The sequence below is a fragment of the Motilimonas eburnea genome, assembly GCF_021295345.1.
Taxonomy (GTDB): domain Bacteria; phylum Pseudomonadota; class Gammaproteobacteria; order Enterobacterales; family CBDFNC01; genus Motilimonas; species Motilimonas eburnea.
Genome location: NZ_JAIMJB010000010.1, coordinates 125,556 through 150,301 on the forward strand (window position 1 = coordinate 125,556; position 24,746 = coordinate 150,301).

The following is a 24,746-nucleotide window of genomic DNA, read 5'->3' on the forward strand; positions in this document are numbered from 1 at the left end:
TTATTGCAAAACGGCGATCCGACCTTTGACATAATCCATCGACGCTAACGACAAGCCACCCACCAATTCAGCTTGTTGATAACTGCGCAATGCTTGCTCCTGCTGACCTAGCTTTTCTTGACTGATAGCAAGCCCTAACCACCACTTGCCTTGCTTGGGTTGGATCCGAGCTAACGCCAAATAGGCCTCTAAAGCCTTATTGTCTTGGTTTAATTGCTGTGACAGGGCCGCTTTGGTGGCGTAATAATCTTGATTGTTAGCCACATTAGGCGTTAACGCATCCAGCACTTGCAGTGCTTGAGCTTGCTGCTGACCTGCCAAATAAATACGGGCCTGCATCAAGCGAAAGTCGGCATTGCTGGGTACCAAAGTGACCCCCTGCTCCAATACGCTCATGGCTTGACTGTATTCTCCGCGACCATAATGGAGCGCCGCCAGCTCTTTGCGCACTTCAACATGGCGGGGATCCAGAGTTAAGGCTTTTTGTAACCGACTTTGAGCGGCGCCAAGATCCCCCTTGGTTTTCGCCGCACGAGCCTGTTTTTGATAAAGGGCAATCAATTCTGATTCCGTCAACTCCACAGGCTTGATAGATAAGCTGCTTGGGCCTGATGGGGTAGGTTTGATTTTCACTTCCTCATGGGCTGAGCGAGATGCCGTATTGCTATTGCTGCTTTGGGCTTGTTTGGGCTTGGTTTGCGCCACTGGTACAATGGCAATGGGTTCGGGCGCTGATTTTGCGGTCATTGCTGGTGCGGCTGACGGCGTTGATTTTGCCGTCAACTCTGATGCGACAGCCTGCTCTGGTGTAGGAATAACAGACGCGGAGGCTACGCTCGACCCAGATGTTACTGTTGGCTCAGTCACTCCCTCTGCAGAGCTAATTTGCACGGCCACTTGCTGTTCTTTGGATACAATCAGTTCAGATGTAGGGGCTGAAACAGGGGGCTCTGAAGGCAAAACGCTAGGCTCAGCAGTCACAGTGGCAGCAACTTGACTGGGCACTTCATTAACAGCTTGATCTAAACTTTCAGCCTCGGCATCGACAACGGCGCCAGCTAAATCATTATTCGGTGTATCAAAATCGGATATAAACACCACTTTGGCGTCTAACACCTTAATCTTGTTACCATCGCTGGAGGTGACCGCCGCTAACATAGCCTGAGACTGGGCATCAATGGTTTGTCTGGTATGAGTGGGCTGTTGGGCTTGTTTACTCCCTTGTTCCACAGCTGACTGGCTCGCCTTCACCTTATCTGAGCTTAGACTTAGCTCAGTGGAGGTCTGAGTCATAGCCTCTTTGACTGTTATTTCTGTATCCGCGTCGGTATTTGCCACTGTATCCGCTACCACAGCTTCCCTCGGTAAGGAACGCGGCTCTGCAAACCAGAGTAAGTAGCCACTTACCAGCGTTAAGCCAACAAGGATCAAAACGGCAACACTCTTAAACAAGGCCAAGCCATGCCACCAAGGCAGGTTGGTTAATACGGGAGATAAAGCATTGTCGTCGCCCCCTTGACGCCGCTTTAAATCTCGGTTCATTTGGTTGATCACACTCATGACGCCCCCCGCAACCAAGCCACAATGACATAGCACTCAAACAAAACGAGCGGGATCAGCCATAGCACCCAAGTCGGTACCCGAGGTAAGCGCGACACATTTTCGGTATCAGCAATGGCATCTTTAACCGCACGGTCTGCAACGGTAACGCCGCCTTGACCATAAGTCACAATCAAGGCTTTATGACAAAGAATATTCAATAATCGTGGGATCCCCCGGCTAGCGCGCCAGATTAACTTTACCGTACTCGCATCAAACAGCGGCTCACCTTGATAGCCTGCGATCTTAAGCCGGTATTGAATATACAGCTTGGCTTCAGCCAGACTTAATGATCTTAACTGATAGCTAAACACCACACGCTGTTGAAACTGACGAAACCGACCTTGCTTGAGGCGTACATCTAGCTCAGGCTGACCAAATAACACCACTTGGATCAGCTTATGTTGCTCGGTTTCTATATTGGTAAACAAGCGAATGGCTTCTAAGGTTTCGTCAGGCAGCGCTTGCGCCTCATCGATAAACAGCACCAACTTTTTACCGTGTTGATGCAATAACGCTAAACGGCGCTCGATGGCTGAGGTTAAATTGGCTGGGTTATTGTACTGAAGTAAATCGATTTTCAATCGTGACGCAATGGCTTGACGTAATTCGTGAGCGCTGACATAGGGATTGGGCAGAAATAAACTAACATAACTCTTATCTAGCTCTTTCATTACCTTACGACAAAGTAAGGTTTTACCTGTGCCCACCTCACCAACCACCTTAATCAGACACTCACCACTGTTTAATGCAGCCATTAGCACTTCTAGGGCTTCAGCATGAGGCGTTAGCTCATAAAAAAAGTCCGTGTCTGGGGTTAAGGTAAAAGGCAAAGATGCCATACCAAAATGCGCTAAGTACATATTATTGAGCTGGATACCACTTCTCTAGCAAGGTTGAAGATCGTTGTAATTCTTGCTCCCAAGTGCCGTCGACCACCACGGTGGGTTTGAGCAAAATAACCAACTCTGTCTTGTAAGACTCTTTCGAACGATTGGTAAATAATTCGCCAAGCCAAGGGATGTCACCCAGCACAGGGGTCTTAGAAACCAAATCTTTGGTTAAGGTTTTCATTAAGCCACCGATAACGATAACGTCATTGGACTGGGCTTTGACTATGGTATCCGACTCACGCACTTCACTTTTGGCGACGGGGATCACCAGCCCATCTTCAGAGCCAATCGTGGCATCCGATGAGCCCGATGAGCGAAAACTGATTTTTTTCTGTTGTTCTTCAATGGTAATAATGGAAGGGTGAATATGTAACAAAACGCCACCTTGCTCATCAATTTGCGGCGTCACATCAAGTGATATTCCTGAAAAGAAAGGCGTTAGCTCAACATTCGGCGTTGAGGTGGTGGCATTACCCGTCACGGTCGTGGTCGACACATCGGTCACAAAGTACTCATCATTACCCACTTTTATCACGGCTTTTTGGTTGTTGGTGGCGGTGATCCTCGGCTTAGAGAGCACGTTCACGTCACCTTGGGTTTCTAATAACGACACCACAGCCTTAAAATCACCATTACTGATGGTGAGTGCACCGCCTCCACCTATGGTATTGCGGATCACGTTTTCAGCAATTTTCGACGCACTATCATAGAGAATGTCTGTGGTCTGAGCCGTACCGCCTGCATTCTCCCAAGAGATACCTTGTTGATAATTATCATCCAGTACCACTTCAATAATTTGGGTTTCCAAAATCACTTGGCGATGCAAACGAGACTCGGCTTGCTTAATAAAATCGGCCACCATTTTTAGCTCATCGGGGTAGGCTTTAACCGTCACTAGGCCCGCCATCGGGTTGGTCACCACCGCGCGGCCGTCACCTGTGCCAATCAACCCCACCAAGGCACTCTCTAAGGTTTGCCAATACGTGGTGTTGGTACGCGTAATAATTCGCGTACCGTTAGTATTACTATTGCTGCCACTGCTATTACTGTTATTGCTCGATGAGCTGCTATTACTGTCGCTATCTGAGTCAAAGTTATTGGTATTATTGTTTTGATCCGCCAAATGCCCTGTGGCGACCGTCGTCTTAGTGGCACCATCACGCTCCATCAGCAAATAGTTCATGCTAAAGGTTTCAACCCGTAAGCCAGAGGGATAAACGTGGTAAATCCGACCTTTACGTTGTACATCATAACCGTACATATCTTTAGTGACGGCCAACACCTCATCGAGGGTCACATCTTTGAGATCTAAGCTAATGTAGCCTTCAACGCCAGGGTGAATGGCCATACTAAATGGCGTGCCCTGCACCAAGGAGCCAAAAAACTGTGTGGCTTCCACATTATTGGCCGACACCTGAAAGCGCTTTTCATATACTCGCTGCTGGTTACTCGCAAAGTCGGACTCAGGCAATAACTCATTCATGACCGTTTCTGGCACAGGCACGGGAGCCACCGGTGTTACTGACTGGCGCTGATTATTTTCAATCGAGTTGGACAAAGCTTCTTTTTGTTCGTTTGCATCTAAGGTTTCAGTGGTTTTACACCCAACCAAAATTAATGCGCACAACAATAAAGCGGTATTTTTCATTATTTACTTCCCTGACTGAATACTCAGCTGCTGCTATTTAATAAAGTCAGCATTGAATAGTGATAGCCTAATGGTTCCACCCTTGCCCTGTAGCAAGACATAATTCGCCGTGATCCGGGTAACACGGTAGCCGTCGACCCGATCGCCTACGCCCACATTTTGATTATTAATCACGGCACTACGATGATCATTTTGCACTAAAATACTCTGTAACCTCGGTTTGGCAACGACCACTTGCGTTTTAGTTTCAACCTGTTTGACGGGTTGCCTTGGCGCCGTCGGATCATTCAAAGGCTGCGCATTAGCCATGGCGCAGCCGAGTAAAGTCAATATCCAAACCAATACGTTAACCACGAATAAAGTCCTTATTGGTACTTAAGGTATAAAGTTGCAACTCCACCGTTGCATTAGGGTGCTGCACAACTTGGTAATGCATGGATTGCCAATAAAATTTATCGGGCAACTGTTCTAAATTGGCTAAAAAATCCTGCACAGCAAAATAACTACCTGTAAAGGTTAAGGTTAAGCCATGCTGAAATAAATTAATATCTTGGCTAAATTCGCCTTCAACGGGTAATAGTGGCACCGGTGCAATGGATTCAACACTGACTAAGGTCAAGGCTTGGCTATTGGCTAACATTTTTTCCAATAACCCCGCCATTTTTTGCGCTGAAATGAGATCAAGGGTCCCGGCTTCTAACTGTTTATCAAGCTCATCAATACCTTGATTCAAAACCTCGATTTCTTGCTTAACGGCAGCATCGGGATCACGCTCAAGCAAAATATTGGCGATTTCGATTTCCCCTTGGGCGAGTTTCAACTGCTGTAAATTTTGTTGATGTTGCTGCTCTGCCGCTTGCTTTCCTTGCCATAAAGGGTCAAGCAAGTAGCTGTAGGCTGGAAAACACACTAATACCAAACCGGTTAGCATTATCATCGCCCGCTCACGCAGCGATAACGCCATCAGTTTGCTGTCCCATTGCTGCCAGGTTTTCGTCATGCTCATGGTTGCTCCTGCTTGCCCGCGGCCGCCACCAACTCAAAGACCATTTCTTGCTTGTCATTGCGCACGACTTTAAGTACCGCAAACTCTTGGCCAGCTAAGGTATCACTGGTTTTAAATGTTTTGATCCAACGCGGAACCGCGTGGTTACTGTAGGTAATGCCTGACAAGCTAATTTGGCCAGATTCTGCGCGGATTTCTGTGAGTCGAATATCTTTATCATTAAGTCGTGCTAAATCCGTTAATACCCCGGCAAAACCGGCATTTTTAAAGGTCTCGTTTTGCCCCACCGCCGCCAATAGTTTCTGCTTCACACTTAGCTCGGCTTGCATTTGGGATAATTGACGCGCTAACTTAGCCGATGGCACACGCTGGTCAACCTTAGCTTGTAACACGGCAAGGGCTTGTTGTTGCTTGGCTAAGGCTTGATGACTTTGCTGCTGGGTAGCTTGACTGAGCTGATACTGCCCTTCAAGCCAAAAATAACTCACCGATACCACCCCGATTGCCATCCCCCAGATAATGCACATTTGGCGCAGACAAAACCAAACTTTCTTCGGAATAAACTCTTGGGTATAGAGGTTGACGCGCGTTTTCATGACGCTTCCTCCACGGTGTCAGTCGACATGAGATTCAGTTGCGCCACATTAGGTAAAGCAGCAAGGGCAGGCAGCACATCGCATTCTTGTGGATTGTCGGTCAAGGGAACGCCTTGGATATTTCGCCCTAGACTCTCACCAATTTGACGGGCTATTTGCTCAACATGCTCGTTAGGTAAGGCTAATTTAATCTGGTTTACATCGGCAATTTTCAACTGCGCGACAACATAATCTAAAGAGCGTTGTAGCTCTAATCCCAAGCCTTCAAGCAAGAAGGTATCAACCACCTGAGTTTGCTGGCACAGTGACTGGAAGCCGCGTAGATGGCGAGAAAAATACAAGGCGCCATTGCGCACCACAGAAATCAGGACATCATCGGCGCTGTGTTGATATATCAACATTTGGGTTTCATCTTTAGCATCAAGCAAATTTGCTAAGGTAAGCTCTTCAACACCTATGTGTTGTAGCTTTAACCCCGCTTCAGAAACGGCCGACACCACCCGTTGAATCACGGCTTTTGGGCTGTAAATAACATTGAGTCGCTCGGCCATCATGGGCACGGCCGGCACGTTAACGTAATCTAATACTAAATCACGCAATGGCTCTGATACTAACTCTTTAATGGCAAACGGTAAGCTGGCAAGCAGTTCTTCATCTGGAACATTGGGCCGCTCAATCTGTACTTGCTGATAGAAGTGTTGTGACAACACAACAAAGGCGAGGTGTTTTTTACAACCCAGTTTAGCAACCTGCTCCGACAAAGCGGCTAACCATTGCTCCGAAGACGAGACAGGAAAGGTAAGCAGTTGGCTTACTTGCTTTTTTTCAACGATGGCCAAGGCAACACTGTCGGGACGTAAATACACCCCCAGTACCTTATTTGCGTTGCGCTGCAATCCTCGACTAAACATTATAACTGCCTGTAATTAAAGGTTATCTATATGCTAGATGAAAGCATCATTATTAAAACAAAATTATGACTTCAATGGCCCAAAAGTGTGACGGTCATTGCAATCAAATGACAATATTGACAATGCTGGTGAAACCGGGCGTTCTCGTTATCACTTTGACACGGGATGCTTCCCGGCCAGATGTCGCCGAGACGGCCTCCACGCCTTCTAGTAAGTTAGTATTATATCACTTGCTTTGGCGGTGCAAAATAGTAGCCCTGCCCTGCATTTACGCCAATTCTTTTCAGGTAATCCCATTCAGCAGCATTTTCCACCCCAACCGCAATCAATTCGACCTCACTGTCGGGGCATCCGCCCATCAAGCTGCGCAGCGCCATTTGGTTCACTTTTTCAGAGTTGATCTCACGCACTAGGCTCGGGTGCAGCTTCAATATGTCGATTTCACAATCCTTGATGTATTGGGTACTGACCACATTTTGGCCGGCATGATCGGCGGCCAATTTACAGCCCATCCCTTTAAGCGCCCTTAACGCGGGCAAGAGTTGCTCCTGATGCTTAGCGATATCTTCTTCAGGTAATTCCACGATCAACTTTTGCAATAATGGCTTAGGTAACTGTATTAACTCAAAATTAAGCCACTTACGAAAATCTTCATCAAGAATGGTATTGGCGCATATATTCAGGCTAAGGGGCGAGCTTAGCTCTCCGCGCTGGCGCAGTAAGCCTAACGTCTTTGCAGTCATGGCACGGTCGATCTCCAGTGTCATCCCTACTTTTTCCGCCATAGGTAAGAACTCACCGGCATTCACCACGCGGCCTTTTTCATCCCGTAATCTAGCCATCACCTCGTGGCCCACTTCCCGGCCATCCACCGCGCTGTATATGGGCTGTAAAAAAAGAAGCAAGCTTTTGTTCTGTATTGTTTTTTCTAGGATAGCGCGCCAACGTATACTGCCCTTAGCTAATTCAGGAGGGGGCTGAGAAGACTCAAACATGTACCAGCCACTCGCCCCTTCTAAACGAGCTGCTCGCACCGCTTTGTCGACTTCATCCATCACCGCTGAAGACTTATTGCCAACCAGATAACTGGTCACACCAACATAATAGAAATCATCATGTTCAATATCCTCAGGCAGTGGTACCTTGTTCAGCACCTTACAAAGTTGATTTGCAATGTCTTGGGTTTCTTTGAGGGAGACTTGCGGAAATAACAAAGCAAAGTGTGCTCCAGCATAGCGAGAATAAAATGCACCAGTGTATTTTTGGCCAAAGTTTTTAATCACATTCGCCACCTCAATAAGCACGTCATCACCCTGATTGGTGCCTATGGTGTGGTTTATTTCGCTTAACCCTGCCAGCTCCACCAGCATCACAGCACCGCTTGAAATACTGTCATCGCGCACCGCTGATTGCAGTCGATTATCAAAAGCGAGGCGGTTGGATAGACCGGTTTTATCATCAACAAAGGCATTGGCACGGATATAGGTATCAAACCTGCTCCGCTCTTGCTGGGCATCATTGAGTTGCACTAAGAGAGAATCTATCACCTTTGCCGCTGCACTCGGCCACTCATCTAAATCACGGTGGGCATTATTTTTTATCTCACCCAATTCAATTAGTTTAGCTCTGCGCTCTAATTTCTCCGCCCCTGCAAATTGCCGCTTGAGCCAACGAATCGAAATCACACTGCCCACTAACACGGTCAACAGGGCTAAAAACAGGCCAAGGTAAGACTTAAACCCGTAATCCATGAAGTGAAATGGCTGTAACACTGAAATCGCCACATAAAAGCCGGGATGGGCCTGCAAGTAATATTTGTAGTAGACATGTCTCACAGCATCCGTTTCGTTAACACTATTAAAACGGTACACCACGCCTTGATCATTACCGACTTCGACCTTAGCAATGCCATGTGCTCGCAATAAATTAGGTAGCCAGGCTGCAAATTCAGGGGAGCCTTGCCTTGAGCCCAACTGCTTGTCGATCACTTCAACCACAGCGCCAATCTGGATCTGTTGATGTTTGTAAACAATTTCACGAAAGCTAACCGCACCGCCAATCACCACACATAGAGCCGAGGCGGAAATGCACAAGCAAATAAAGAAGATATAGCGATTGGTAAACTTCATACGCGTTGGGTAACCGTCCTTGACAACCACATAAGCATGATTCGTAACAGTAAAGAAATAAAACATACTTAATGTAACACGCAAGCATGGCGGGGCAGCTTACAAATATATAAAAATGCGCTGCAGATCGAAGGGCGGAATAAAACAAACGATGAAAGAAAAGGGCGATGCTCTCACATCGCCCTTTGTAAAACGGTCATAGTTATCATCCGTGGAAACCTAGCTCCCTGCGATCCCTTGACCTTTACCCTTATCCCTAAGGTAAATTGTTAACGGCATTCAATAAACGTTACCAGGCTAAGCAATTTGCATTAACCCCCAAAACTGAAGACCCATTATAACGGCCTAACTATACACTTGAAATAACATCAAAAAAATATAACAGAGAGAAATCAGAAATCCGGTACTGTTACATCTAGGTTACACCCGCCTACAATACCTTTAATACTAGTGCATTAGCATTTTTACTATGTAAATAATCACTAAAATAAGGAGAAAACCCACCTAAATAATGGCAAATATCTTACAACAGGGAAAGTATTTAACTTACAATTTTGATATCGAATAATAGAGGTGAGACCCGCCATATTGCCCTTTTCGCACCTTATCCTTGTCATCTTGGCGTCACATATGCGCGTCATGATTTACATACCGAATGAAACCAAGTGTCAGCTCACTATAAGCTAAGGGTTAAACATGGATAGTCAATCAAGCCAACTCTCACATGAGCCGCTCGCGCCACATCACCCGAGACATGGTCTTGCAGCCAATATCATTTCTCACCAAGAGCCCAGCTCAAACACATTTAATTACTTCAGCTTACATGCCCATCAGCTTATTGACCCCCTAGATATCTTACCAACGCCAGCGCATTAGATCTTTAAACAAGCCATAAAAGCCGCTAACCTTGGTGCCAATGAGAGGAGGTTAGTATGATTTATTGCGTGTTAGACAAAGCCGTACTTGAGCTTAAATTAAGTCACTCGGCGCTGCGCACAGCCCTATTACAAGATTACTTAACCCATGCAAACAGCGATTTAGCTCTGCTGCGAGCCGCTTTTGAACAACAGGACGAGCTGCGACTGAAGCAACTCCTTATCACCTTGCAAGGAACCGCCAGTTTAGTCTGCGCCAAGCCATTAGAACTGGCATTGAAGGCGTTTAAGCAAGAGCCAAATCAAGCGCATTGGCAACAAGTCGCGAAGCTACAAGCAGCGCTGATCCATGAAGTCGAGCATTATCTCTCGGAGTAAGCGCTGGCATTGAGCATCAACATGCCTGTTCTGAACAGGCCGCTTCAGTCGGCTTGAGCCAAACCGATCAAAAACGCGTATTCCATCGCCACATCATGATATTGCTGGTAGCGCCCTGATTTACCGCCGTGACCCGTATTGAGATCCGTGTGCAACAGCAATACTTGCTCACCCAAATGATGTTGCCGCAATTTAGCCACCCACTTGGCCGGCTCCCAGTATTGCACTTGAGAATCGTGTAACCCTGTCATCACTAATAAATTAGGGTAGTCTTGTTGGTGTATCTGATCATAAGGGCTGTAGGACTTAATGTATTCATAATCCCCTTGAACATTGGGGTTGCCCCACTCCTCATATTCTCCCGTGGTTAACGGCAAAGATTCATCTAACATGGTCGTTAATACATCAACAAAGGGAACTTGCGCTACGATGCCATGAAACAAATGAGGGGCTTGATTCGCGACCACTGCCATCAGTAAGCCGCCCGCGCTCCCCCCCATGGCATAAACGTGTTTAGCATCACCATAACCTTGCCCTAGCAGACCCTGAGTGACATCAATAAAATCATTAAAGGTATTGTGCTTGGCAGCTAATTTACCCATTTCATACCAATGACGGCCAAGCTCTTCACCGCCTCGGACATGGGCAATGACATAAATAAAACCACGATCAAGTAAAGATAATACGTCACTGCGAAACGCCGTCTCTTCACTTAAACCATAAGCGCCATAGCCACACACCAGCAAGGGGCGACTAGCCAATGGCTGGCCTTGACGATAAACCAAGGATAAGGGAACTTGAGTGCCATCTCGAGCCGAGATCCACAAACGCTCGCTGTGATAATGAGCGACATCAAATCCCCCCAACACGGTTTGTTGCTTTAACAAACGTTGCTGACCACAGCTTAACGCTATCTCTAATGTACTGGTTGGCGTTGTTAAGCTGGAGTAACCAAAACGTAACCGTGTTGAACTGGGCTCAGGATTATGCCCGAGCCAAGCGCTATAACAGGGATCATGAAAACTGACAGAACGAAATTCATCCTCCTGCCAGTGCCGGTAACCAAGGTTAACTAGCCCTTGATGACGCTCTTGCACCACTAAGTAGTCATCAAATAATTGATAGTCTTCCAACAACACATCATCTCGTGGCGGGCACACCACCGCCCAATCAACAAAGGCTAACTCAGATGATTCTACAAGGGCCTCATTCGCCGCCACTAAACAAAAGTTTTTTCCTAATGCGTTTGTTCTGACAAAAAATTGGCCGGCAAAATGGTCAAGCTCATACTCGATCCCTGACTGGCGACGCTGAAACCTCACCGCCTTTGCATCAACTTGGTTAAGATCAACCAACCAAGCCTCACTGCTGGTACTGGCATAACAGCCAATGATGAGAAATTGCTCCGAACGAGAGACATGAAGCCCGAGGTAATAACTGTCGTCAGCCTCTTGATAGATAAGTTGATCCAAGCTGAAATTTTGGCCCACTACATGACGCCAAACTTGATAAGGCACTAAGGTGTGTGGATGTTTTTTAACATAATAATAGTGTTGGCTGTCACTGCCCCACACCAGGTCACCAGAGGTATCATCAGGTCCATGCTCTATGATGTCACCAGTGGCAATATCTTGTAATACCAACTGATACAAACACCCACCGAGACAATCTTCGCTAAACAACACACGCTGTTGATCTGGGCTAACTCGCGCTTCACCAAGCTCATAATATTCATGACCCTGACTGCGAAGATTTAAATCCAGCAAGCATTGTGGCTCAGCATTCAGCGATTGTGCGTAGCGCACCAGTTTTGGGTAATCACAACCATCAAGATATAACTGCTGATACCAATATCCCTTTTTATAATAAGGCACACTGGCCTCATCGGGCTGCAGTCGGGCCGTCATTTCCTCAAACAGGGACTGTTGCAGCGGGGCCCACTGAGCCATCAACGCGTCACAATAGGCATTTTCAGCGCGTAAATACGCCAATACATCAGCGTCACTGCGACTGTCATCACGTAACCAATAGTAATCATCTTGGCGAATATCTTGGTGGTGTTTAATCAAAAATGGCCGTTTCTCAGCCTGAGGAGGGCGCATAAATAAACCTTATTGGATTGAACAACAAAAAAAGCCGATATAGGCAATATCGGCTTTTGATTTCTTAAGGGGTTAAATTACTTTTTAACCCACTTGCCTGCACCATTCATAATATATTGCCCTGAAGGTGTTTTTTGCAGGGCTTTTTCGCCTGCTAAAATAGCCACTTGCTCGGTGGTCATGTTGTTTTTCTTCGCGATCTTCTTGTAGGCTTCTAAACGCTGAGCATTGATGGATGCCACTATGCTGTTCACCTCGGCCGAGGCCTGAACCGCCCCCACCATGCCATCAGGGCGTTCACCGATTAAACCTTGGTCTTTAGCCGAGTGCAAATCTAATGCAAGTACGTTAAAACTCACAGCCGTCATTAAAATCAATAGCCATTTTTTCATCCTAAACTCCTTAAAATAATCCGCTTTCGTCACTGAAAATTTGTTCAAGATCTTTATCCACCTTGACCCGGATCTCGTGATCAATTTTCACATTTAAATTGACGGTAATTGGCTTATCAGGCACCGCAACTTCCACCCTAGGCGTACAAGCGAGTAACGCCACACTCAACCCCAAGGGCATTAGGATCCTTATCATAAATATTTTTCCTCAATTTTTCGTTCCAACTCATTGGAAAAACGCAAACTACGTAATAATTGTATCAGGTTTTCTTGATGGGAATAATTAAACTCTATCGGCCGCGTTTTACTCACATGCGGGCTATTTCCTTTGATCTTCGCCTCTATTTGCATGTCGCCATTGGGTTGATAATTTAACTTGCCAACCAAGTCAGAGTAGCGAAGGTCTTCCAAGATCTTAAAAATAAACTCTACCCCAACATTGGTGCTGGCAATGCTGCTCACCACATCTGAATCGGGTATCGCGATATGCCCACCGGGTGCTCGCGCGGCGATTTCACCTTGATAAATATGAAACCCATCGGCTTCTTTGAGCAAGGGAATATTGGCATCCAAAACCCCAGTTGCCGACGCACCGGGCAGTTGTCCATAGGCAAGTAGCCCTGCTAATTGAACACCTTTTATACTCACATCAGTGCGCCCTAACGCCAAGGGTTTAAAGCGTTTAATACGTAACTCCCCCCCTAATACATAAGCGCTCAAGTCGCGGATTTCAGGCTGATGAATATCCGCTTTAAAGTCCAAGTCAATCGCGCTTAAAGGGACCCCGATATCTAATAAATCGATGCTTAAATGGTTATCATCTTGCTTCGAGCTTAATTGGTTGTGGGCTATCTCATAACCTTGTACTAGGGATAGGGCTGCGTTTTCGACCACAAAATCTTGCACCAAACCACTGATACTTTTTGCATCAATCGCCACATCCAAGCGACCATCACCGCGCGTTAAATGATAATTCAAGCTTCCTGTATAACCGATTTTGCCACTGTCAATTTGGGTTTTATCAAGCCAGCGTAACCCGGTTGCCGTTTTATTGGCTTCAACCAAATTAAGCTCCCCCGGAATCAGCTCAACCCTGAGCTGATTGCCCGCCAAGGTCAACTTAGTTTCGATCAGTTGCATCAGGCTAGACAGTGAAAGGGTGGCATCTAAGCGCGACGGTGCTATTTGATAACGCGTCTTGCTGGCTAGGCGAATATCAGGCAAAGCGTGTTTACCCCATTTGGCTTTTTGCACCAGAAATTCAGCGTTCAATGTTGCTTGGGTCAAGTCAAACACGGCAGGCTCAGCGAGACTCAATTGCCCTTTATTCACCCTTAACTGCTGCCAGCGCAACATGGATAACAGATTAAATTCTGTTAACAACACGCGTTGTTTAGCCAGATCCAACTGTGCTTTCCCTTTGACTTGCCCTTTTTCGAGCCAAGGCATCACCTGAATAGGCGATGAGACCTGCAAGGCAAAAAGCGTCGGCTGGTGCAAGTTTCCACTGATGCTGATTTGCGGCTGTAACAGGATTGGCGCAGGCAGAGGCAAGTTTAATTGTTCTAGCAAAATGGTGGTTATCTTAGCCTGTATCTGCCATTGTGACGCGATCCTGTCTAGCCCTAACGTGAGTTGGTTAGCTTGTTGGTAGAGGCGAATATCGACCCGTTTAGACGTGATATTGGCCTGTAATTGCCAAGGATCAAGCCAAGGTTTTTCGTTTTGATACAGACGAATTCCCTTGATGTTAAGGGTGATATTAGGCAATTGCGCAACGCGCTCAACCAGACCCAATTGATTCAGTAGATCGGCCACCGCTGCTACCCTTTGCTGCGGAGTCTGCGGTGTGGTTGGTTCAACGGGCGCTGAAGCCTTCGGTGCGGTTTCACTTGTACAAGTTAGCGCCCAGTGCACTTCGTCAACATGAATAACAGGATCATCATTGGCTTGCTTACTGACCCGAATACCTTGCAGATACCGTTTTGGGCAAGCATCGTCTAGGTTAATACGTTGTAACTCAAGGTTCCCTGTTGCAAGCCAGCTAAAATCCATGGCATTCGCAAAAAAGGGACTCAAGCAACCCCAGCTAAGTAACCAATAGCGCAGTAACATGGCACCGAGCCAGTGTGATTTGTGCGGATGTTGACGCATCAATAAAGCCTCATCGCCCTAGGGTGCACCAAGTTCAAATAAAACGGGCAAAATAAATAACTGCCTTAGATAGCAACTGACAAAAATATGATGATTTTGTAGAATTCACCAGCAATAACATTTTTATACCCCGTTTGTCATTTCAAGGAAGAAGTACAGATACATGCCAAAAAACATCCCCATTAAGGCCGCAGTCAAAAAACTGGATAACTCAGATCTAATAAAAACAGGGTTTTGGGTTGGCCAAGTCTTTATGTTAATCGCCACCATGTTGGGTGTCTACCTTGCTTCGCAAGAAGGTATGTCACAAGCCATGACATTTAATGACATCAACAACTTAACAGACAATTACCACCTCAGGCGTTCACTCAAAGATGAGCTGAGTGATAATCTGGATAAACTCGATAAGACCATTGACTACTTGCGCCAAGGTCACAGCTACCACGCTGAAAAAGATCGCCCAAAGTTCGATACCTATATCTGGCAAGCCATGCGCTTTTCACCACGTACCATGGAGACCCCCGCCCCCATCCTCACTGGCGTGAGGCGGTTTCATAATGAAGTTGACGACCTCTTGATGCGGCTAGACAAACGATACCTTGGCCGTAACGTGGTCATCGAGCGACTCGATGCCCTCTCGGTGCAAACCAAAGAGCACACCTTGGCTTACATAAAAGCCGACCTCGCTCAGATAAGAGATGTACTGAGCCAACATAATGTCGATGCCGATCAACTGTTATCGTATCAAGCAAAATAAGAAAACACCTTATGCATTATTCTAACAACTATAAATTATGTCCCTGCTGCGCCAAGCAGCCGCTCAAGCAAACCCAATATCAAAACCAAGAAGTTGACCTGTGCACCGAATGCGGGGGGCTGTGGTTCGAAGGCGGTGAGCTGGAGGCCAGTTATGCTCACCAACAACAGCAACATAGCCTAAAAGAAAATATCGGTGCTTATGTCTGCAGCAGTGATAAAGCCTGCCCAGATTGTAATAAGTCACTAGAAACATTTAAAATTATTGACAATTTTGATGTTGAAATCGATTTGTGTACCAGCTGTAGTGGCGTTTGGATCGACAAACACGAGTTAGAACAAGTTGAACACACCCCCAGTTTGCGTCAAGCCATGTTGGCACTGAATAAAACCAACAATTTTGCGAGTTATATCTTTCAATTCATCACGCAAATGCCCGTTGAGTACAATATCAAACCGAAAAACTTTCCCGTTATCACCGTTTCATTAATTGTCATTAACGTGCTTTTCTTTATTTTTACCTTAACAGGGCTGATTCCTGAGCCATTTTTAAGCCAAGCCTTAGTGATGGATCCCATCTATTTCGCCGATGCACCATGGACCTTGTTCACTTATCAATTTTTACATGGCAGTTGGTTACACATATTGGGCAACATGTACTTCCTGTACGTCATTGGCGACAACCTTGAAGACGCCTTAGGCAAAATCCCTTATTTATTACTGTACCTTGGCTTTGGTGCCCTAGGCGGGCTGGCTTTTTATGGGGTTCATCTAGGTGAAATGGCGCCGATGGTGGGCGCCAGTGGTGCTGTCGCCGGACTTTTTGGCGCTTATATCGTGTTGTTTAGAAAGGCGAAGCTCAGTTACATGTTTTTCGTCTATCAAGCGCGTTTACCCGCCTGGGCCTATTTTATGATTTGGTTAGGGTTGAATATTTACGGCTTTGTACAAAGCTCCGCTGGGGTCGCTTGGTCGGCGCACATTGGCGGCTTTATCGCCGGGCTCATCGCCGGCAAACTTTATTACAATAAGGTATTAGCTAAAAACCCAGTTATATCCTTTGTAAATAACAATGATATCAAGCTAGAAACGAGCAAATAGTTATACCTAACATCAAGATCACAAAATACCAAATTTTCCTTCACATAAGGCCACTTACTACAGACTAACCCCCTGTTTTGGAAGTGGCTTTTCTAATATATTGCTGGTTTACCTAATTTGACTTCAACGCCAACGATTTCAGGCCTTTTGAGTCGATATCCATTCTAGAGATCTGTTTTTTTGACTCTCGTATTTAGAAGGTTTAGCCAATGAAAATAAAACACAAAATGCTGATTAACACCTTGCTCACCGGGCTTGGACTACTGGCATTGTTGCTATTGTTGCTGCAGGAATCAAGCACACTGAAAGAGCTGGGCGTTAAGGTAGGCCAAGCTGAGCAGCTTAACAGCCATGTGTTGGCGCTCCGTAAACACGAAAAAGATTTCTTAGCGCGGTTAGATCTGAAATACCAAGACAAATTCAATCAAGAGATCGGCCGCACCCTAGATAAAATCGCGTTGCTCAGTGCCTTTTATCAAAGCGCAGGCCAAGCCAGTCCCTTACTTAATCAACTGGCCAATTCGATCAACACCTATCAGGCTGAGTTTAGCCAGTTAGTGACACTGCAACAACAACTGGGTTTAGACCACAAATCCGGGTTACACGGTGAACTGCGCCAAGCCGCCCATCAACTAGAAAAGCACATAAAGCAAAACAATAACGACAAGCTATTAGCCGATTACTTGATGATACGACGCAGTGAAAAAGACTTTATGCAGCGTCACGATCTCAAATACGCAGAGCGCCTGAATCAGCAAGTCAGCGCCATGTTGCCGCTATTATCAACGTCAGACCAAGGCGTGCTCACCACATTTGGCACCACATTTAATCAATACGTTAGCACCTTATCCCAATTAGGCCTTGACCATAACCTTGGGTTACTAGGGCAAATGCGCAGCACCATCAAAAACACCGAAGACGAACTCATTCAGGTCGCACAAGACTTGCAAGTGCTTATCGACCAGCAAGTCGACGACATGACCCAGCAAGCATTAATCTTGTTCATCATCATCATTGTTATCTTGATCACTGCGAACATTTACATCAGCCGCATCGTGCTTAAGCCGGTGGATGCGCTGGTGAATGTGATTGAACAGGTTGAACAGCACAACGACCTTAGCTTGCGCGCCAATGATCAAGGTAAGGATGAGCTCAACCAACTTGGTCGCAGCTTTAATCACATGCTGGAAAACTTCCAACACATCATTGATGACGTCAACAAGGTTGTTGGTGAGCTATCGGCCTCATCGGAACAACTTTCCCTTAATGCCAACCGCAATAAGTTAGAAATCAACAAGCAGCTCGATGAAACCGACCAAGTGGCTACCGCCGTCACCGAAATGGGCTCCACCATAGAAGAGATAGCGCAAAACACCGAAAACGCGGCTCAAGTTGCGGAATCCACCAATAATAGTGCCCTTGAAGGTAAACAAAGTGTTGAGGACACCCTAGTTAAAATCACCCAGCTTTCCGATAAGTTACGTGAGTCGTCACAAGCGGTAGGCATCCTTGAACAGGAAAGCCAAACCATAGATCAGGTGCTTGAAGTGATAAAAAGCATTGCCGAGCAAACCAACTTGTTGGCCCTCAATGCGGCGATTGAAGCGGCTCGCGCGGGTGAACAAGGCCGTGGTTTTGCCGTGGTGGCTGATGAGGTGAGAAGCTTGGCTTTACGCACGCAAGAATCAACCCATAAAATCAGTGAAATTATCGATTCATTACAACAACGTACACGCAGTATTGTCAGCTTAATTGCCGCCTGTGACCAACAAGGTAAAGACAGCAGCCAACAAGCCGAACTGGCGGGACAATTACTGAATGAAATTACCCAAAACGTCAGTCAAATTTCAGATATGAGCATCCAGGTTGCCGCCGCCATTGAAGAGCAAAGTTTGGTGTCCAATGAAGTTAATCGCAATATCGTTAACATCAAAGACAGTGCCCAAGCCAGCCAACAAACGGCAGATGACAGTGTGGTTGCCAGTGAAAAAGTCCTCGAACAAGCCACTAAATTACATCAGGCGGTGAAGATATTTAAAATATAAATCAAACAAATAAATATCAATTCAAGGCTATTTTATAGCCTTGACCCTCCCTTGTTTAAAATCCCGTCTAAACTTATCGTCAGGCATAACTGACGCAATGGGATTTGCATGCTAATCAAACACAAGTTTATCGCGAATAGCGTAGTCATCACCGGCGGTTTAATACTCTTGTTCTTTTTGTTACTGGGTAAAACCAACGAACTCGAAAAGCTTTCCACCACCCTACTGATTGCAGAGTCAATTAAAACAGATATGTTGACCCTGCGCCGCCACGAAAAAGACTTCATTGCCCGCAATGACCTTAAATACCAAGGTAAATTTAACGAAACCATCGAGGTGACCAACAAACATTTAGCCGAGTTGAAGTCCTTCTATGTTGAAAATGGCTTACCTATGGCCGATTTAGACCTCACCATCAAGGCCATGAAAGACTATCATAAACTGTTTAACCAATTGGTTATGTTGCAAGTGGCTGCTGGTTTAGATCATGAATCTGGTTTAAACGGCGCCTTAAGAAAAAGCGCCCACGCCACCGAGCAGGTTTATAAAGACACCAGTGATTATCAAGCCCTGTCAGATTATTTGATGTTAAGGCGCTTTGAAAAAGACTTTATGCTGCGCTTTCAAAGCAAGTACCTAGATCGGTTTAATAAGCTGATAGATAAGATGATCAGCGCCAATCAAGGGCAGACCAAAATCACCCTCACCAATTACAAACAACGCTTTAACGATTACGTAGAAAAAATGGTCGCCATTGGTCTAACCCCACAAGACGGCTTAATGGGGAGCCTAAGAAGCACCATACATCAAACAGAAACCGCCCTTGATACCGTCGAAACGCAAATTCGCACCATCATCGAAGACGCCAGCGCAAATGCTAAACTTCAAGGCATCATTATTTTCGTCGTGATCATTGGCGCCATTATCCTATTTAGTATCTTACTCTCTCGCAGTATCATTGTTCCTCTCAACCACATTACTTCTACCATAAGAACAATCAACTTAAACAAAGATTTAGGAAAAAGAGCAAACATCAATGGTAAAGATGAAATTGCCGATGTGGGTCATAACTTTGATGAAATGCTTGCCACTTTTCAGGATCTGATCCAAGACGTCAACCATGCGGTCGACACCCTATCGAGTGCTTCGGAAGAGTTATCCCTCAATGCCGCGGAAACGCAGCGAGGCATGAGAAGTCAGCTTGATGAAACCGATATGGTGGCCACGGCCGTCACCGAAATGGGCTGTACCATAGAGGAGATTTCCAACAACACAGATGCCGCAGCCAGTCGCGCTGAAAATACCAACCAAAATGCCCTTAAAGGGCGTCAAAGTGTCGAGCAGACCATCACTAAAATTAATATTTTGGCAGACAGCCTCACTCGCTCATCGGGTGCAGTGGAAGAGCTGGAGCAAGAAAGCCAAACCATAGGCCAAGTATTAGAGGTCATTCGTGGCATTGCCGAACAAACCAACTTACTGGCACTCAATGCAGCCATAGAAGCAGCCCGGGCCGGTGAGCAAGGTCGCGGTTTTGCCGTCGTAGCTGATGAAGTCAGAAGCCTGGCCCAACGCACCCAAAACTCAACCCAAGAGATCAGCAATATCATCTCTTCATTACAAGAGAAAACGGGCAGTATTGTTAGTCTGATCCGAGATTGTCACGTTCAAGGTCAAGAGAGTACCGAACAAGCTCAACTCGCAGGTGAGTTACTCGAGCAAATTACCCAAGATGTGACCGACATTTCCGAAACCAGCACCCAAATCGCCGCCGCAATCGAAGAGCAAAGTACGGTGGCCGCCGAGGTCAATAAAAATATCGTCAATATTCGCGATATTGCCGAGGCGTCAAATCTCGCGGCGACCCAAACGTCACAAGCCAGTGAAGATATACTGCAACAAGCCAGTATACTCACCAAATCAGTTCGCCGCTTTAGGTTATAGCGGTTCTAAAATCATCAGGCCGAATATTAGATTCGGCCTTAGAGATCGGGATATAGGAAATAGGAAGTAGGATACAGCAACAAGCCAGCATACCTACTCTACCAACTCGTTTCGCCGCTAGAGGTCATAACGGTACTGACATCATAAGGCCGAACATCAGATCCGGCCTTAGATATCGAGATGTAAAATTCGAGCCTTACTGACTCCACTCTAAAATGCCCGCTACCTGCTGATTGTCGTCGAGCACGACTAACCACTTAATATGCTTTTCACGCATCAACTCTTCGGCTTGTGCCAGCATACAGGATTGCTCAATGGTTCGTGGGGAGCGCGTCATCATATCTTGAGCCACACCACTTGCTACTTGATGACCCGCCAGTAAGTAACGGCGCACATCACCATCAGTGATCACCCCAGCTAACTGCTCATTTTCCATCACTAAGGCTAAACCGGTTCGAGTTTCTGTCATCACCATTAAGGCATCGGTAATGGGCGTCGTCGGCGTCACTTTTGGTAAGTTTTCACTGCGCATCACGTCTTTGACACGCGTTAACAAACGTCGACCTAAGCTCCCGCCGGGATGATATTTCGCAAAATCCATTGGGCTAAATTGGGTTTCCAAGGCTAATGTGGCAGCAAGGGCATCACCTATGGCCAAAGCAACCGTGGTAGAGGTGGTTGGAGCAAGGTTATTGGGGCAAGCCTCTTTTTCGATGCTAGCGTCAAGCACCACGTCGGCATTCGTGGCTAGGCTTGAGTGTAACCCACCCGTAATCGCGATAATTTTATTACCGAAATGTTTAATAGACGGGATAATTTTTAGCACTTCATCCGTTTCACCACTGTAGGATAACAGCAGCATCACATCGTCCGGTTGCACCATGCCAAGGTCGCCATGAAACGCTTCACCTGGGTGCAAAAAGAACGCAGGCTGACCGAGTGAAGCGAAGCTAGCGGCAATTTTTTTTCCGATGAGGCCAGACTTACCCATACCACAGACGATCAAACGTCCCTGACAATGTTTAATTAAACGTATTGCTTCGATAAAGCGCGAGTCTGCCGCTGTCGCCAGACGCTTAAGGGCATCAGACTCCACTTGAAATACTTCACGTACCGCTTCTAATATGCGTTGATCAGACAAATGTAACTGCGCAGACATAGGTTTCGCCTTGTTGTTAATTTTTCGCCATTCTACTTAAAGTTAAGCAAGCTGTAAAAGCACCTTAAAGTTAAGCAAGCTGTAAAAGCACCTAAATCCCTCGCAACAACTGTCGTAGTTGGTCAAGGGTCTCTTGTCTCTGTTGTTCCCTTAATGGCGCATATTTTAGGGCGTTATAACACTGGGCAAATTTAAGTAAATTAGCCCGCTGTTGCGCGGCTAGCTGAGGAGAAAAATCCGCTTCTTCTCGTAACCTTAGACAATAATCCGTGACGGTTTCGCCTTGCTGACGCTCACCAACATTCGCCTTAAATCGTTTTTGTAAACGCAGCAAAAGCTTGTCTTCAACGCTTAAGCGAACGCGTTGCCAAGGTTTTAAATGCCACAACAACATGAATACGATAGTGGCGACAAATAAGCCAATAAAGAGCCAAATTTGGCCAAAGAAATCCACCTCACCAAACCAACGTTTGATCAATTCGAATTGCTTTTGATTATCGTAATTTAATACCCAAACCGCCCATAAATAGTCAAACTGCGCCATCGCCAGATAAAGCTGATTCAACATAGGATTGCTACGAAGCTTGAGTAAGCTCAATGGGTCATCGGCTAAAAACTCGTTAGGAAGCGCCAGTTCAAGCCCTTGCTCTACTCGCTCTGGAGCCACAAACGCAGTTGGATCAAAGCGCTGCCAACGGCCATCAAGGTAAACTTCGGCCCAAGCATGGGCATCGTATTGGCGCACCGTCAGAAAGCCGCCTTCAGGGTCCCATTCACCGCCTTGATAGCCGGTGACCATACGTGCAGGGATTCCCAATAAACGCATAATGTAGACAAAGCTACCTGCGTAATGCACACAAAACCCCGCCTGAGTACCAAATAGAAAGTCATCAATTTGCTGAGGCCCTAACGGCGGTGGCTTTAGGGTGTAGCTAAATCGCTCACCAGTAAAGCGCTGTAAAACTTGGTTAATTTTTTGCTGGGTTGAACCCGATTGCGCCGCAAGCTGCGCAGCCCAAGCGCGAGTTTGCTCGTTACCTGTGTTGGGCAATAAGGTATTTTGTCGTGCCATGGTTAAATCAATGTAATGCATCTTGGTATCGGCAAACTGTTGCAACCGCAACATGGTACGCTGGCCAATAGGGATTTCATTGCGCAGGGTATAATTAGCCATCAGGTTCGCCCGATTCGCTCGGCCTTGGCTCACCGCTAAACTAGGCACCCAAGTTTGATAACTGGGCTCAAGTATGAGCTCATAGGCTTGCATGACACCTTGCATTTCAATATTGAAATGGCCACCACGCTGAGCCACATCAATGGCATTTTTGATGGATTGGCTTTGCGACCATTGGTTGCCCTGATATTGATCTAAGGTCATTACCCGCCAATAACGTTCATTAGGGGCAGGCACCTCGGCTGCAAAACTGGCCCTAAAGGCAAGCTCACTGGACCGGCTTAGCTCAGCGATATCCCCAGGATTAACCGTATCAGAAAGCCCCGTTTTGGCTTGATTTTGCAGTGGCAATTTCCACATCGGCGGCAATCGAGGCAGCAATAAAAACAACAATAAAGCGAGAGGCAAACTGACCAGTACTAACCGGCCTAAGTATTTAGCTTGACGATGTTGACTAAGATGAGCACTGTATAAACTCATTGCTAGAGCCAAATGCAGTACCGCTAACACCATCCCCCAAAGCGCCATTAAGATAGACGTCTCAAAGACATAGAACACGGCCACCAGCACCAATCCGGTGCAAATAAACACATTGATATCGCGCCGAGCACTCAACTCCAAAAACTTTAAGGTATAGCCCAGCACAATCAGGTGCATCATGGCGCTAAATAAGCCTTGGCTAAATACCACGCCCATGAGCAAGGCCGCGCCCAAGATGGCAGCCAAGCGATTAACCATCACCGAAGGCGCGGCCAAGCGACCAAAGTAAATTCCTAATCGCCAACCAATGCATAACAACGCCAGCACAAAAATCAACCAGTGAATTTGCGCAAATAAAGAAAACGTCGTGGTGAAATAACAAAGTAAGATCAGCAGTAAATGGTGACGCTTAAGAAATGTCTCCATTAGTTAACCCCAGCCTTAGTTGGCGCTGTAAGGCCATAAGTGGCCAAGGCGGTTAAGCATGCTAGCTTATGGCTAGGGCCTTGCGCAGGTGTAATGTTTTGCCCAGATAAGCGTAATCCATACAAGGCATTTTGCTCATCAAGTTGTAATACTTGCGACGTTAACTGGCTCAGCTTAGTTTCTAAATCTCGTCCGGTTTGCTCATTGAGAGTTAACCAAACGGGGGCTCCTTGGGCTTGTTCAAACGCCTTGCTATGCCAACCTCTGCCTTGCGCGAGTTGCTTCCAAGCCACAGATTTAAGTGATTCTCCGACTTGATAGGTTTTTAACCCAGCAAACTCATCAAACCCGGCCTTGGCGCGACTGCGCCCTAAATCCCCTTGCTGATCACCTGCGTCACTGTCTAATACCAGGTTTGTCTCAATGGGCTTAGGGTAAACCAAGCCTTGCCAGCCGAGATCAACATGGCTCCATACTCTAAATAACCCCAACGGAAACAAGCTGTAAACGGTTAAGCGGCCAGGCTTAAAGTAGCCTCGATGGCACGCCTTTGCATACACCACAACCTGCTGCCCCTTAATCACGGGGTCAAGGACATGGGGCTGTTTTTGCAGACTAAAATAAAATTGTCCTTGCTCTGCGCTGTGTTGGATCTTAACGGGGAACGCCATCACCTGCTCAGCAAATTGCGGCTCGGGCTCAGCGGCTTCCAGCGCTAATCCAGACATATTCTTATGGCTTAACAACAAACAACTAACAAACACACTAGATAACAAAAAGGATAAAAACAGGATCAAGTTATTTTGGTAATTAGTGCCCAATAGAAACAAGGTAAAACACGTCACTAAGTAAGTGACACCGAACCAAGTCGGTAAGATAAATAGGTTTTTACGATTAAGTACGATATGCGAGCGAGCAGGAACGTGGCGCTGAAGCCATCGTTCGAAGCGCGAGCTAAACCATTGGTGAGTCTGCAAT

General features: G+C 46.4%; 21 protein-coding genes. 6 read left to right on the plus strand and 15 right to left on the minus strand.

Annotation, left to right across the window (positions count from 1 at the left end):
* The 8 genes from K6Y21_RS11740 to K6Y21_RS11775 form a co-directional block, all read right to left on the minus strand.
* Window positions 1–1,560, minus strand: a complete 1,560-nt coding sequence (locus K6Y21_RS11740) for a tetratricopeptide repeat protein (RefSeq protein ID WP_233072038.1) — start codon at window positions 1,558–1,560, stop codon at window positions 1–3.
* On the minus strand, window positions 1,557–2,462 hold the full coding sequence (locus K6Y21_RS11745) for an ExeA family protein (protein WP_233072039.1): 906 nt from the start codon (window positions 2,460–2,462) through the stop codon (window positions 1,557–1,559). The genes K6Y21_RS11740 and K6Y21_RS11745 overlap by 4 nt, the downstream gene beginning before the upstream one ends.
* Before the next feature lies 1 nt (window position 2,463).
* On the minus strand, window positions 2,464–4,140 hold the full coding sequence (mshL, locus tag K6Y21_RS11750; protein ID WP_233072040.1) for a pilus (MSHA type) biogenesis protein MshL: 1,677 nt from the start codon (window positions 4,138–4,140) through the stop codon (window positions 2,464–2,466).
* 33 nt (window positions 4,141–4,173) lie between these two features.
* Window positions 4,174–4,494, minus strand: a complete 321-nt coding sequence (locus tag K6Y21_RS11755; protein ID WP_233072041.1) for an MSHA biogenesis protein MshK — start codon at window positions 4,492–4,494, stop codon at window positions 4,174–4,176.
* Window positions 4,487–5,146 (minus strand): type II secretion system protein GspM, encoded by a 660-nt coding sequence (locus K6Y21_RS11760; RefSeq protein WP_233072042.1) that lies wholly within the window; start codon window positions 5,144–5,146, stop codon window positions 4,487–4,489. The genes K6Y21_RS11755 and K6Y21_RS11760 overlap by 8 nt, the downstream gene beginning before the upstream one ends.
* Entirely contained in the window at window positions 5,143–5,742 is a 600-nt protein-coding gene (locus K6Y21_RS11765) for a PilN domain-containing protein (RefSeq protein ID WP_233072043.1), read from the minus strand. Before K6Y21_RS11765 ends, K6Y21_RS11760 begins: the two co-directional genes overlap by 4 nt.
* Window positions 5,739–6,653 carry a type IV pilus biogenesis protein PilM gene (locus tag K6Y21_RS11770; protein WP_233072044.1) on the minus strand — a complete coding sequence of 305 codons (915 nt, stop codon included), beginning with the start codon at window positions 6,651–6,653 and terminating at the stop codon, window positions 5,739–5,741. Before K6Y21_RS11770 ends, K6Y21_RS11765 begins: the two co-directional genes overlap by 4 nt.
* 221 nt (window positions 6,654–6,874) lie before the next feature.
* The gene (locus K6Y21_RS11775) at window positions 6,875–8,782 is read right to left on the minus strand and encodes an EAL domain-containing protein (RefSeq protein WP_233072045.1); all 1,908 of its coding nucleotides are present in this window, start codon (window positions 8,780–8,782) and stop codon (window positions 6,875–6,877) included.
* A 696-nt stretch (window positions 8,783–9,478) separates the two neighbouring features.
* Between K6Y21_RS11775 and K6Y21_RS11780 the strand changes: the two genes are divergently transcribed.
* The gene (locus tag K6Y21_RS11780) at window positions 9,479–9,658 is read left to right on the plus strand and encodes a hypothetical protein (protein ID WP_233072046.1); all 180 of its coding nucleotides are present in this window, start codon (window positions 9,479–9,481) and stop codon (window positions 9,656–9,658) included.
* 56 nt (window positions 9,659–9,714) lie between these two features.
* A complete protein-coding gene (locus K6Y21_RS11785) occupies window positions 9,715–10,035 on the plus strand; it encodes a hypothetical protein (protein ID WP_233072047.1) in 321 nt (106 codons plus the stop codon).
* A gap of 44 nt (window positions 10,036–10,079) precedes the next feature.
* On the opposite strand, the gene K6Y21_RS11790 is transcribed toward K6Y21_RS11785, so the two are convergent.
* The 4 genes from K6Y21_RS11790 to K6Y21_RS11805 form a co-directional block, all read right to left on the minus strand.
* Window positions 10,080–12,137 (minus strand): S9 family peptidase, encoded by a 2,058-nt coding sequence (locus K6Y21_RS11790; RefSeq protein WP_233072048.1) that lies wholly within the window; start codon window positions 12,135–12,137, stop codon window positions 10,080–10,082.
* Window positions 12,138–12,214: 77 nt separating this feature from the next.
* Complete coding sequence (locus tag K6Y21_RS11795; RefSeq protein WP_233072049.1) at window positions 12,215–12,529, minus strand: YdbL family probable chaperone protein; 315 nt, start codon at window positions 12,527–12,529, stop codon at window positions 12,215–12,217.
* A gap of 10 nt (window positions 12,530–12,539) precedes the next feature.
* The gene (locus tag K6Y21_RS11800) at window positions 12,540–12,725 is read right to left on the minus strand and encodes a YnbE family lipoprotein (RefSeq protein ID WP_233072050.1); all 186 of its coding nucleotides are present in this window, start codon (window positions 12,723–12,725) and stop codon (window positions 12,540–12,542) included.
* On the minus strand, window positions 12,722–14,683 hold the full coding sequence (locus K6Y21_RS11805) for an intermembrane phospholipid transport YdbH family protein (protein ID WP_233072051.1): 1,962 nt from the start codon (window positions 14,681–14,683) through the stop codon (window positions 12,722–12,724). Before K6Y21_RS11805 ends, K6Y21_RS11800 begins: the two co-directional genes overlap by 4 nt.
* A gap of 163 nt (window positions 14,684–14,846) precedes the next feature.
* Between K6Y21_RS11805 and K6Y21_RS11810 the strand changes: the two genes are divergently transcribed.
* From K6Y21_RS11810 to K6Y21_RS11825, 4 genes are all read left to right on the plus strand, one after another.
* Window positions 14,847–15,440 (plus strand): hypothetical protein, encoded by a 594-nt coding sequence (locus tag K6Y21_RS11810; RefSeq protein ID WP_233072052.1) that lies wholly within the window; start codon window positions 14,847–14,849, stop codon window positions 15,438–15,440.
* A gap of 11 nt (window positions 15,441–15,451) precedes the next feature.
* The gene (locus K6Y21_RS11815; protein WP_233072053.1) at window positions 15,452–16,540 is read left to right on the plus strand and encodes a rhomboid family intramembrane serine protease; all 1,089 of its coding nucleotides are present in this window, start codon (window positions 15,452–15,454) and stop codon (window positions 16,538–16,540) included.
* Between the two features lie 209 nt (window positions 16,541–16,749).
* Window positions 16,750–18,585 (plus strand): methyl-accepting chemotaxis protein, encoded by a 1,836-nt coding sequence (locus K6Y21_RS11820; RefSeq protein WP_233072054.1) that lies wholly within the window; start codon window positions 16,750–16,752, stop codon window positions 18,583–18,585.
* 108 nt (window positions 18,586–18,693) lie between these two features.
* On the plus strand, window positions 18,694–20,529 hold the full coding sequence (locus K6Y21_RS11825; RefSeq protein ID WP_233072055.1) for a methyl-accepting chemotaxis protein: 1,836 nt from the start codon (window positions 18,694–18,696) through the stop codon (window positions 20,527–20,529).
* 196 nt (window positions 20,530–20,725) lie between these two features.
* Here K6Y21_RS11825 and K6Y21_RS11830 read toward each other — a convergent pair whose 3' ends face one another.
* The 3 genes from K6Y21_RS11830 to K6Y21_RS11840 all read right to left on the minus strand — a co-directional run bounded on the left by K6Y21_RS11830 (window position 20,726) and on the right by K6Y21_RS11840 (window position 24,745).
* Window positions 20,726–21,688: a KpsF/GutQ family sugar-phosphate isomerase gene (locus K6Y21_RS11830; RefSeq protein WP_233072056.1), complete on the minus strand. Its 963-nt coding sequence runs from the start codon at window positions 21,686–21,688 to the stop codon at window positions 20,726–20,728.
* Window positions 21,689–21,779: 91 nt separating this feature from the next.
* Entirely contained in the window at window positions 21,780–23,768 is a 1,989-nt protein-coding gene (locus tag K6Y21_RS11835) for a transglutaminase TgpA family protein (RefSeq protein ID WP_233072057.1), read from the minus strand.
* Window positions 23,768–24,745 (minus strand): DUF58 domain-containing protein, encoded by a 978-nt coding sequence (locus K6Y21_RS11840; protein ID WP_233072058.1) that lies wholly within the window; start codon window positions 24,743–24,745, stop codon window positions 23,768–23,770. Before K6Y21_RS11840 ends, K6Y21_RS11835 begins: the two co-directional genes overlap by 1 nt.
* Window position 24,746 lies beyond the last annotated feature (1 nt).

Excerpts from the sequence above, each read along its gene's own strand:
- K6Y21_RS11740 (WP_233072038.1), bottom strand. The coding sequence starts at position 1,560 with ATGAGTGTGATCAACCAAATGAACCGAGATTTAAAGCGGCGTCAAGGG.
- K6Y21_RS11745 (WP_233072039.1), bottom strand. The coding sequence starts at position 2,462 with ATGTACTTAGCGCATTTTGGTATGGCATCTTTGCCTTTTACCTTAACC.
- mshL (WP_233072040.1), bottom strand. The coding sequence starts at position 4,140 with ATGAAAAATACCGCTTTATTGTTGTGCGCATTAATTTTGGTTGGGTGT.
- K6Y21_RS11760 (WP_233072042.1), bottom strand. The coding sequence starts at position 5,146 with ATGAGCATGACGAAAACCTGGCAGCAATGGGACAGCAAACTGATGGCG.
- K6Y21_RS11765 (WP_233072043.1), bottom strand. The coding sequence starts at position 5,742 with ATGAAAACGCGCGTCAACCTCTATACCCAAGAGTTTATTCCGAAGAAA.
- K6Y21_RS11770 (WP_233072044.1), bottom strand. The coding sequence starts at position 6,653 with ATGTTTAGTCGAGGATTGCAGCGCAACGCAAATAAGGTACTGGGGGTG.
- K6Y21_RS11775 (WP_233072045.1), bottom strand. The coding sequence starts at position 8,782 with ATGAAGTTTACCAATCGCTATATCTTCTTTATTTGCTTGTGCATTTCC.
- K6Y21_RS11780 (WP_233072046.1), top strand. The coding sequence starts at position 9,479 with ATGGATAGTCAATCAAGCCAACTCTCACATGAGCCGCTCGCGCCACAT.
- K6Y21_RS11785 (WP_233072047.1), top strand. The coding sequence starts at position 9,715 with ATGATTTATTGCGTGTTAGACAAAGCCGTACTTGAGCTTAAATTAAGT.
- K6Y21_RS11790 (WP_233072048.1), bottom strand. The coding sequence starts at position 12,137 with ATGCGCCCTCCTCAGGCTGAGAAACGGCCATTTTTGATTAAACACCAC.
- K6Y21_RS11795 (WP_233072049.1), bottom strand. The coding sequence starts at position 12,529 with ATGAAAAAATGGCTATTGATTTTAATGACGGCTGTGAGTTTTAACGTA.
- K6Y21_RS11800 (WP_233072050.1), bottom strand. The coding sequence starts at position 12,725 with ATGATAAGGATCCTAATGCCCTTGGGGTTGAGTGTGGCGTTACTCGCT.
- K6Y21_RS11805 (WP_233072051.1), bottom strand. The coding sequence starts at position 14,683 with ATGCGTCAACATCCGCACAAATCACACTGGCTCGGTGCCATGTTACTG.
- K6Y21_RS11810 (WP_233072052.1), top strand. The coding sequence starts at position 14,847 with ATGCCAAAAAACATCCCCATTAAGGCCGCAGTCAAAAAACTGGATAAC.
- K6Y21_RS11815 (WP_233072053.1), top strand. The coding sequence starts at position 15,452 with ATGCATTATTCTAACAACTATAAATTATGTCCCTGCTGCGCCAAGCAG.
- K6Y21_RS11820 (WP_233072054.1), top strand. The coding sequence starts at position 16,750 with ATGAAAATAAAACACAAAATGCTGATTAACACCTTGCTCACCGGGCTT.
- K6Y21_RS11825 (WP_233072055.1), top strand. The coding sequence starts at position 18,694 with ATGCTAATCAAACACAAGTTTATCGCGAATAGCGTAGTCATCACCGGC.
- K6Y21_RS11830 (WP_233072056.1), bottom strand. The coding sequence starts at position 21,688 with ATGTCTGCGCAGTTACATTTGTCTGATCAACGCATATTAGAAGCGGTA.
- K6Y21_RS11835 (WP_233072057.1), bottom strand. The coding sequence starts at position 23,768 with ATGGAGACATTTCTTAAGCGTCACCATTTACTGCTGATCTTACTTTGT.